Consider the following 8,649-nt stretch of genomic DNA (forward strand, 5'->3'; position numbering starts at 1 on the left):
CGAAGCCCTTCTCCGCGTTGAACCACTTCACAGTTCCCTGTGGCATTTCTTTCCTTACTTCTTTCCGGGAGCGATCTACCGATATTCATGTAGACCGGGCCGGTTGAGGCCGCATACCTTCTGGGCTCACACCCTCGCAGAACAGCGACCGCAACGACGATCCTGCGATGTGGAGACACGAACACAGAAGCTACGACCACCGTCATCCAACCACGCGCGACGACGGTTGGCACAGTCTCGGCGACAATTCGGTCAGAGTGGTCGACGGGTTCGTGACAGGGGGAAAGCAAAATATGGTCGGTTTCGGCGGCGAACTGCTGGCCGCGGTGTGCGGACCGGACCGTCCGCCGTCGTTGCTCCACGTCGTCGAAATGCCGGCCCGCGGTGCCTCGCGGTCCGAATGGCCTGGTTGGGCCCACCCCGAGGTCGTGGCAGCCCTCGGCGGCCGCGGAATCACCGCGCCGTGGTCCCATCAGGCGCAGGCCGCCGATCTGGCCCATGCCGGCCGGGACGTGGTCATCAGCACCGGGACGGCCTCCGGGAAGTCGCTGGTGTTCCAGTTGCCGATCATGGACGTCTTGTTGCGGGATCCGCGGGCCAGGGCGTTGTATCTCTCACCGACCAAGGCTCTCGGTCACGACCAACTCCGCGCCGCCCACTTCCTGACGGCCACGGCGGCGGGACTGCGCGACGTCGCCCCCACCGCCTACGACGGGGACGCGCCCGCGGAGGTACGCCGGTTCGCCCGCGAACGTTCCCGGTGGCTGTTCTCCAATCCCGACATGGTGCACCTGTCGCTGTTGCGCGATCACGCCCGCTGGGCGGTGTTCCTGCGCGGCCTGCGCTATGTCGTCATCGACGAATGTCACTACTACCGCGGCATATTCGGCTCCAATGTCGCGATGGTCCTGCGGCGGCTGCTGCGGTTGTGCGACCGCTACCGCGACGCCGGGTCCGCCCCGCCGACGGTCATCCTGGCCAGCGCGACCACCGCCGCCCCGGGCGATACCGCAACCGAGTTGATCGGCCGCCCGGTCACCGAGGTGACCCGGGACGGCTCGCCGCAGGGCGCACGCACCATCGCCCTGTGGGAACCGGGGCTGCGCCACGACCTGCATGGCGAGCATGGGGCGCCGGTGCGGCGGTCCGCGGGGGCCGAGGCGGCCCGGATGATGGCCGATCTGGTCGCCGAGGGCGCCCGGACGCTGACCTTCGTCCGGTCGCGGCGCGGAGCCGAAATGACCGCGATGGCAACCCGGTCGCGGCTTGCCGACATCGCCCCGTCGCTGCAGGAGACGGTCGCGTCCTACCGGGCCGGATACCTGGCCGAGGACCGGCGGGCGCTGGAGCGCTCGCTGGCCGACGGCCGATTGCGCGGGCTGGCGGCCACCAACGCACTGGAACTCGGTATCGACATCTCGGGCCTGGATGCGGTGGTGCTGGCAGGGTTTCCGGGAACCCTGGCCTCGTTCTGGCAGCAGGCCGGGCGCTGCGGCCGGCGCGGGCAGGGGGCGCTGGTCATCCTGGTGGCCCGCGACGACCCACTGGACACGTATCTGGTCCATCACCCCGATGCCCTGCTCGGCAAACCGGTGGAGCGGGTGGTGACCGATCCGGCCAACCCGTACGTCATGGGCCCGCAATTGCTGTGCGCGGCGGCCGAGATGCCGTTGACGGAGTTGGAACTCGACCGCTGGAATGCCGCCGGCGTGGCCGGAAGCCTCGTCGGGGACGGCTTGCTGAGACTGCGCTCCGGGCGGTATTTCCCGGCCGCCGGTCTCGACCCGCACCATCAGGTCGACATCCGGGGTGGCGCCGGCAGGCAGGTCGCCATCGTGGAGTCCGGGACCGGTCGGGTGCTGGGCAGCACCGAGGCCGGTCAGGCACCGGCCACCGTGCATCCCGGCGCGGTGTACCTGCACCAGGGCGAGACCTATCTGGTCGATTCGCTCGACCTCGACGACGGCGTGGCCTTCGTGCACGCCGAAGATCCCGGATATTCGACGTTCGCCCGGGAAGTCACCGACATCACCGTCACCGGGGCCGGCGAGCGGGTGGACTACGGCACGGTGACGCTGGGTCTGGTCCCGGTCTCGGTGACCCGTCGGGTGGTCGGCTACCTTCGCCGCTCCGCGTCCGGCGAGGTGATCGACTTCATCGAACTGGACAGCCCCGAAGACATCCTGCCGACCATGGCGGTGATGTACACGGTGGAACCGGATGTGTTGCGCGCCAACGGAATCGACCTACCCCGGATTGCCGGTTCCCTGCATGCCGCCGAACACGCCGCGATCGGGCTGCTGCCGCTGGTGGCCAGTTGCGACCGCGGAGACATCGGCGGGGTGTCGACGGCGGTCGGCGAGGACGGACTGCCGACGGTATACGTCTACGACGGCCATCCGGGCGGTGCCGGCTTCGCCGAACGCGGTTACCGACTGGCCGGCACCTGGTTGCGCGCGACACTGGCGGCCATCGAGGCTTGCGAGTGCCCCCACGGGTGCCCGTCCTGCGTGCAGTCCCCCAAATGCGGAAACGGCAATGAGCCGCTGGACAAGAGTGGGGCCGTACGGGTACTGAGGCTCGTCCTGACCGGACTCGGCGGGATCCGGCACGCGTGAGCCGCCCCGGTTCGCGACCGCCGACCGACCCCTCGAAAAGCGGTCGACCGTCGCGTTGCGGGACAGCTTGCACCGGGAACGAACCCGGTGCGGGCGCCCCGCATCCGAAGGCACTCCTGCAACACCGCTGGTCGGCTGGCCCTACGCTCGGACGACGCGAAGCGACGGGCAATCCATTTATCGGATGTATCTGAACATACGCCGTCGGCGTCAAAAACCGCAACGCGAGGCCAGACCGGTCGCGGCTCGTGTTGCGGTACAACGAATCCGCTGACCGCGGCCGGATTGGCATGCACCTCGCCGCTGAGGGGGCGCAGCCGCCACTAAGCTGGCGCCATGACCCCGGATTGGCTGCTGGTGGAAGCACTCGGTGACCAACCCGTCGTCGTCGCCCAGGGCCGGCAGATGAAGAACTTCGTCCCGCTCAGCGTCTTCCTGCGGCGAAACCCCAATCTCGCGGCGATCCAGACCGCGATCGCCGAGACGGTGAGCACCGGCAATTCGCTGACGAGCATCACGCCGAAGAACACCCGGGTGATCCGCACCGAGCCGATCCGGATGTCCGACGGCCATGTGCACGCTGTTCACGTCTGGTGCGGGCCCACTGACCAGGAGCCTTCCGAGCGGCCCGTACCGGGCCCGCTGGTCTGGGACTTCACCACCGGAGAGGCCTCGGGCACGGTGGAATACCTGCTCAACGCTGGGATGGACCCGAGCGCCGAGGCCATCACCGGTCGGGCGTTCGTGGAGGACATCCCCAGCCGCAGCCTCAATCCCGACGAGGCCAAGGTGCTCGCGATGGCCGTCGATGCCGCGCCCGACCGGACGTACTGCTCAAGTTGGGACTTCACCGACAAGCAGGGCTGTTTTCGCAGGGTGGGCTTCGTCGCCCGGACGCTGATGGAATCCATGGAGGACGGCACGGAGCACCTCGTCGTCCGCGCGATGAACCTCGTAGAGGAGGTCGGGGAGTCCACCCCGCCGCCGGATCGGTTTGCCGAGCGCATCATCGAAGGCCTGGCCCAGCCGGGTGTGTACCGACTGCTGGTCGACCTCAAAAACTGGACGCCACTGAAGTGGATCGACGGACCCTGCCCCTACTTCAACTGGCGGGGGCGGGTGCGGATACACCCCGAGGACCGGGAACGCTTCTCGGCACGGATCGCCGAGGAACTCGAGACCGGGTCCACCAGTGGGGTGCTCCGACTGCCGGGCAACGACGGCGACTGGGTGCCGCTTCATGTCACCGTCAGCAAGGTCGCGTTGGACGAAGGGATCTACGGCGGGCTGGTCACCCTGCGGTTGCCGACCGAATCCGAACTCGCCGATGCCGGCATCCAGGAGAGGACGCCGGAGGCGCTCGCCCGGCAGGACAACTCCTAGCCGGGGTGGTCAGGTCCGGCCCGGGCCGTCGCCAGGGCATCCCTACCCGACCTCAGTCCGGTGCGGGCAGAAACCCGCACCGTGACGTCAAGGCCGACGAGTTCGCAGGCCCGAAGGGTGGTCCGCATGGCTTCCGCGACCGCCCGCGCTCGGAGGCAGGCAGCCTGCGCCCCGGCCGGAACCCTGGATGCCCCGGCCAGTGCGGCGAGGTCGGCGGCCGACTGGGCCCGGTGGCGCGCCACCACGACGGACCCGACCGCGACACCGCCGGCCGTCACCGTCACGATCGCCGAGACGAGGACCGCGGCCAGCACCGTCGCCGCACCCCGGTCGTCACCGACCCGGTTCAGCGGCCGCGACGGCACGGCCGACGATGACCACACCGGGCAGAACCGGCGACCGGCCGCTGACCCGCGCGATGACGTAGCCACCGTCCACTCGCACTTCGACCGCGGCTCCCGCGGGCGCCAGGTTCCCGGCTGACGCGGCACCGACCCAGTCACCCCGCGCGGCCAGTCGCGCCGCCTCCCGCGCAGCGTCGACACACCGGACCTGCAACGTGACTGCCGTGACTGCCGCGAGGCAGATGACCAGCACCGCAACCATGCCGGCGATGGCCAGGGCGGCCTCCACGGTGCCGAATCCGTCATCGGCTAGACGCGGGTGGACAGCGCCCGGTTGATGATGTTGGTCAGCGCACCGACGATCGAATCGCCGGTGACCACGCTGTAGAGGATGCCCCCGAACGCGGCCGCGGCGACGGTCCCGATCGCGTACTCCACGGTCGACATTCCGGAATCGTCCGAAACCACCGCGGCCAGCCGCGCCTTGAGATCGCGAATAACCCTGCTGGACATATCTTTTCCCTTCATCTGATCGGATATCGGAACTTCTGACGGTCACAGCGGTCCGTTGCCGAACATCTCCCCGGCCAAGCCCGCCACAACTGGCACGATGCCGAGGCAGACGAACGCGGGCAGGAAGCAGAGTCCCAGCGGACCGGCGATCATCACTCCGGCCCGTTCGGCCGCCGCCGCGGCGCGTTGCGTGACGACCTGACGCTCCTGTTCGGCCAATTCCGCTGCGCCGCCGGCCAACGCGCTGCCCGAGGCCGCCGAGCGCCTGGCCAGCCGGGCCAGGGCCGCGCAACCGCCGTCCGCGTCGTCGGTCTGCCAGGCGGTCTCCGGGTCGGCTCCGAGCGCCAGCAGGTCGGCCGCACGGCGCAGCAGCGCGGCCAGTGCCGGCGGGGCGAAGTCGGCTGCGGCGCCGGCGGCCGCGGGCACCGCCATGCCGGCTGACAGGCACACCGCAAGCACATCCAGGGTGGAGGCGGCGGCGAACGGGTCGGCGGCCGTGGCTCTTCGGCGAGGGAGCCGCCGAACCTCCCCCGCCCCGCCGGCCCGTCGGCGCGCAACACCGGGACCGACCCCCAGCAGAACCGCCGCCGTCAGCAGGAGCGCGGCCGTGCTCACGCTGCGAGCCTGTCCACGATGCGGTCGGCCCAGACGATCCCGACGCAGATCAGGGTGACGCCAACGACCAGGAGAGCGCCGCCGGCACCACCCCCCAGCAGAAAGCCGACCGGATCGGCGCCGACGAGTTGCCCGAGCAGCACCCCGAGTGCCGGTAACGATGCCAGGATCATCGCGGTGGCGCGGGCGCCGGCGAGAGCCGCGTGCGTGCGGTCGGCGAACCGTTGCCGCTCGACGATGTCCCCGTGGGCCGCCCGCATCAGGACGGACAGCGCCAGGCCGTGCTCGGCCGCCAGACGCCAGAACACGGCGAGCCGACTCCAGTGGCCGGGAACCGCCGAGGACACCGCCACCGCCCGAATGCCCGCTGCGACATCGGCTCCCAGTTGCGCCCTGGTGGCGACAGCGCCCAGCGAACGGCCGACCGGACCGCCGACCTCGGCCCCCGCGACCTCGAAAGCGGAAACGGGGTGGGCGCCCACCTTCAACTCCCCGACCAGAACATCCAGGGCGGCCGCCATCGCCTCACCCTCCTGTCTACGGGCCTGCTGCCGGCCCCGTCGACGCACCCGGGACGTGAGTGCGATGGCCGCGATCACGCAGACCAGCACCATGGACGGGGTGGCCGACAACGCCGATGCCCCGATTGCGGCCACGGCGGCCGGCGTGGCGCGCCGCCCTCCGGTTCGGCGACCCGATTTCGCCAAACGATTGATCGGCGGGGCCGGTGCGACGATTACGGCGACCGCCAAAAGGATTGCAGCCAAGGGGTTTTCACTCATGGGTCGCGCCGCTCGGCGATCAGTCGATGCAATGCTTCGGCCCCCTCGCACGGACCTCGATCCGCGTGCCAGGCCGGAACGGCGTGACAATATCCGTCGCCGCCGCGGCGCAGCAGTGCGATCTCGGTGAGGCGCCGCCCGCGGGCGCCACGGCTGACATGAACCACGGCCTGCACCGCGGCCGCCAGTTGAGCGTGCAGCCCTTCCCGGCCCAGCCCGCCGAGGGCGGCGAGTGCCTCCAGCCTGGCGGGCACCTCGGCGGGGCTGTTGGCGTGCACCGTTCCGCATCCCCCGTCGTGGCCGGTGTTGAGCGCCGCCAACAGATCGACCACTTCGGCTCCGCGCACCTCACCCACGACGATGCGGTCCGGCCGCATCCGCAGCGCCTGACGAACCAACTGGCGTAGGGTCACCTCCCCCGCCCCTTCGACATTGGGGCTGCGGGAGACCAGCCGAACCAGGTGCGGGTGTTCCGGGGACAGTTCCGGCGCATCCTCCACACAGACGATCCGCTCATGGTCGGCGACCGCACCGAGGGCCGCGGCCAACACCGTGGTCTTGCCCGCCCCGGTTCCCCCGGACACCAGGAACGCCAACCGGGCATCGATGATGTCGATCAGCAGGCGTTCGGCCTCGGGTGCGATCGAACCGGCCGCGGTCAACGTCGCCAGATCATGGGTGGCCGGTCGCAGGATGCGCAGCGAGACGCAGGTGCCTCCCGCGGCCACCGGTGGGAGCACGGCGTGCAGTCGAACACTGAACTGATCGCCGCCGACACCGCTGAGTTGACCGTCCACCCAGGGTTGGGCGTCGTCGAGCCGACGGCCGGCCGCCGCGGCGAGACGCTGCGCCAGCCGACGGACCGCAGCTTCGTCGGTGAACGCCACCTCACTGCGCCGCAGACGCCGACCGTCGTCGACCCACACCGCGTCAGGTGCCGTGACGAGCACGTCGGTAGTGCCATCGGCGTGCAGCAGAGGCTCAAGGATTCCGGCCCCGGTTAGCTCGGTCTCCACCACCCGAAGGCTGCTCAGCACTTCGGCGTCACCGAAGACCCCACCGGCCTCGGCACGGATCGCGGCGGCGATGGCGGACGGCGACATCGGACCGGTCTCGGCAGCCAGTCGCTCGCGCACCCGCTCGATCAACGGCCCGGTCATGCCGCGGGCACCGAAACCACATCGAGAACGGCGCGGGCCGCGACGGCGAGCGGAGACCGGCCCCGCAGCCGAAGCCCGCCGTGTTCGAGCCGCCGGGCTAGTGCCGGGTCCGGTCGCATGGCGGCCAGGAGCGGGGCGCCGGCCGCCGCGGCCACCTCCGCGGCCCGCAGACCGCCCGGTGACGGACCGCGCACCACCAACCCGATTGCGGGATTGACCGTCGCGAGTGCCGAGACCACCGCCGCCGCAGCGGCGGCACCCCGGACGTCGCAACTGGTCAGTACGACGACCAGGTCGGTGTACTCCAGGGCGCATACCGCCGCCGGGGTCAACTGGCGGGGCATGTCGCACAGCACCGTCACTCCGCCGCGACGGGCGGCGTCCAGAACCGCCGCGAGCGCCGCCGGTTCGATCTCGTGGAACGACCGGGTTCCGGACAGAAAGCTCACGGCCTGCCGCCGCGGCAGCACCTCCCGCACCGCCGACCATGTCAGCCTGCCGCCGTGCGACCGGAGTCCCGGCCAGCGCAATCCCGAGACTTCTTCGCAGCCCAGCAGCAGATCGATTCCGCCGCCGCAGGGGTCGACGTCGACCAACAGGGCCTCGCGGGCGCAGTGCGCCATCGCGGCGGCGAACACCGAGGCGCCGGCGCCCCCACGGCCGGGAATCACGCCGATAACCCGCCCCGACCGGGCCGCGGCCGAGCCTGCCTCGACCGCCTCGGCAAGGTGACACAACAGGCGAGCCTCCTCAGCCGGGAGGGCGCACACCTGCTGCGCCCCGACTTCAAGGGCCGCCGCCCACAACTGCGCCCCGGGGATTCCGCGGCCGACCACCAGCACACCGTCACGGCGCGGCAGACCGGCCTGCACGCACCACCTCGCGGTCTGCTCGTCGAGGACCACCGCGGCCGGCGCGAGCCAAACCCGACGGGTCGGCTGCTCGGCTCTGACCCCGCGTGCTCCGACGGCCGCGATGACACGGTCGACATTGACCGACAGGTCAGGGTCGTCGACCACCGCCAGGACCGTCGAGGCGGCGGCGACGGGGGTGGCGACGGAGGGTGCGGCGGTCACGGCTCATAGGTTGTCGCGCGACGTCCGGTGCGCACCAGTCGGCCGCTCGACCCCTGTGGAGGAGCGCGCGGCTGGGGACGGCCACAAAAAGGACGACCCTCGCCAGGGGGGGAGGAGGCGAGGGTCGTCGTGTATCAGCCCCGGGGGGTCGGGCTGAT

The 8,649-nt window shown here is 70.8% G+C and carries 9 protein-coding genes; 2 read left to right on the top strand and 7 right to left on the bottom strand.

Features of this window, described 5'->3' with window-relative positions; all coding sequences use genetic code 11:
* Positions 1-293 precede the first annotated feature (293 nt).
* Positions 294-2,618, top strand: coding sequence for a DNA 3'-5' helicase SftH (gene sftH, locus ADBZ5U_RS12725; protein ID WP_526810724.1), 2,325 nt, complete (start codon positions 294-296; stop codon positions 2,616-2,618).
* Positions 2,619-2,954: 336 nt separating this feature from the next.
* The gene (locus ADBZ5U_RS12730) at positions 2,955-4,001 is read left to right on the top strand and encodes a PAS domain-containing protein (RefSeq protein ID WP_526810726.1); all 1,047 of its coding nucleotides are present in this window, start codon (positions 2,955-2,957) and stop codon (positions 3,999-4,001) included.
* Here ADBZ5U_RS12730 and ADBZ5U_RS12735 read toward each other — a convergent pair.
* The 7 genes from ADBZ5U_RS12735 to ssd are packed head-to-tail and all read right to left on the bottom strand — an operon-like array spanning position 3,998 to position 8,434.
* Entirely contained in the window at positions 3,998-4,366 is a 369-nt protein-coding gene (locus tag ADBZ5U_RS12735) for an Rv3654c family TadE-like protein (protein ID WP_526810728.1), read from the bottom strand. The genes ADBZ5U_RS12730 and ADBZ5U_RS12735 overlap by 4 nt on opposite strands.
* Positions 4,335-4,607 carry a TadE family type IV pilus minor pilin gene (locus ADBZ5U_RS12740; protein WP_526810736.1) on the bottom strand — a complete coding sequence of 91 codons (273 nt, stop codon included), beginning with the start codon at positions 4,605-4,607 and terminating at the stop codon, positions 4,335-4,337. The genes ADBZ5U_RS12735 and ADBZ5U_RS12740 overlap by 32 nt, the downstream gene beginning before the upstream one ends.
* 47 nt (positions 4,608-4,654) lie before the next feature.
* Positions 4,655-4,858, bottom strand: a complete 204-nt coding sequence (locus tag ADBZ5U_RS12745) for a DUF4244 domain-containing protein (protein WP_526810729.1) — start codon at positions 4,856-4,858, stop codon at positions 4,655-4,657.
* 42 nt (positions 4,859-4,900) lie between these two features.
* On the bottom strand, positions 4,901-5,473 hold the full coding sequence (locus tag ADBZ5U_RS12750; RefSeq protein ID WP_526810731.1) for a type II secretion system F family protein: 573 nt from the start codon (positions 5,471-5,473) through the stop codon (positions 4,901-4,903).
* Positions 5,470-6,255, bottom strand: coding sequence for a type II secretion system F family protein (locus ADBZ5U_RS12755; protein WP_526810732.1), 786 nt, complete (start codon positions 6,253-6,255; stop codon positions 5,470-5,472). The genes ADBZ5U_RS12750 and ADBZ5U_RS12755 overlap by 4 nt, the downstream gene beginning before the upstream one ends.
* Complete coding sequence (locus ADBZ5U_RS12760; protein WP_526810734.1) at positions 6,252-7,415, bottom strand: TadA family conjugal transfer-associated ATPase; 1,164 nt, start codon at positions 7,413-7,415, stop codon at positions 6,252-6,254. Before ADBZ5U_RS12760 ends, ADBZ5U_RS12755 begins: the two co-directional genes overlap by 4 nt.
* Positions 7,412-8,434 (bottom strand): septum site-determining protein Ssd, encoded by a 1,023-nt coding sequence (ssd, locus tag ADBZ5U_RS12765; RefSeq protein WP_526810737.1) that lies wholly within the window; start codon positions 8,432-8,434, stop codon positions 7,412-7,414. The genes ADBZ5U_RS12760 and ssd overlap by 4 nt, the downstream gene beginning before the upstream one ends.
* Positions 8,435-8,649 lie beyond the last annotated feature (215 nt).

This window comes from Mycobacterium sp., from assembly GCF_040398885.1.
Taxonomy (GTDB): Bacteria; Actinomycetota; Actinomycetes; order Mycobacteriales; family Mycobacteriaceae; genus Mycobacterium.

Coding starts and splice junctions, on each gene's coding strand:
- ADBZ5U_RS12740 (WP_526810736.1), bottom strand. CDS start 4,607: ATGGTTGCGGTGCTGGTCATCTGCCTCGCGGCAGTCACGGCAGTCACG.
- ADBZ5U_RS12760 (WP_526810734.1), bottom strand. CDS start 7,415: ATGACCGGGCCGTTGATCGAGCGGGTGCGCGAGCGACTGGCTGCCGAG.
- ADBZ5U_RS12755 (WP_526810732.1), bottom strand. CDS start 6,255: ATGAGTGAAAACCCCTTGGCTGCAATCCTTTTGGCGGTCGCCGTAATC.
- ADBZ5U_RS12745 (WP_526810729.1), bottom strand. CDS start 4,858: ATGTCCAGCAGGGTTATTCGCGATCTCAAGGCGCGGCTGGCCGCGGTG.
- sftH (WP_526810724.1), top strand. CDS start 294: ATGGTCGGTTTCGGCGGCGAACTGCTGGCCGCGGTGTGCGGACCGGAC.
- ADBZ5U_RS12730 (WP_526810726.1), top strand. CDS start 2,955: ATGACCCCGGATTGGCTGCTGGTGGAAGCACTCGGTGACCAACCCGTC.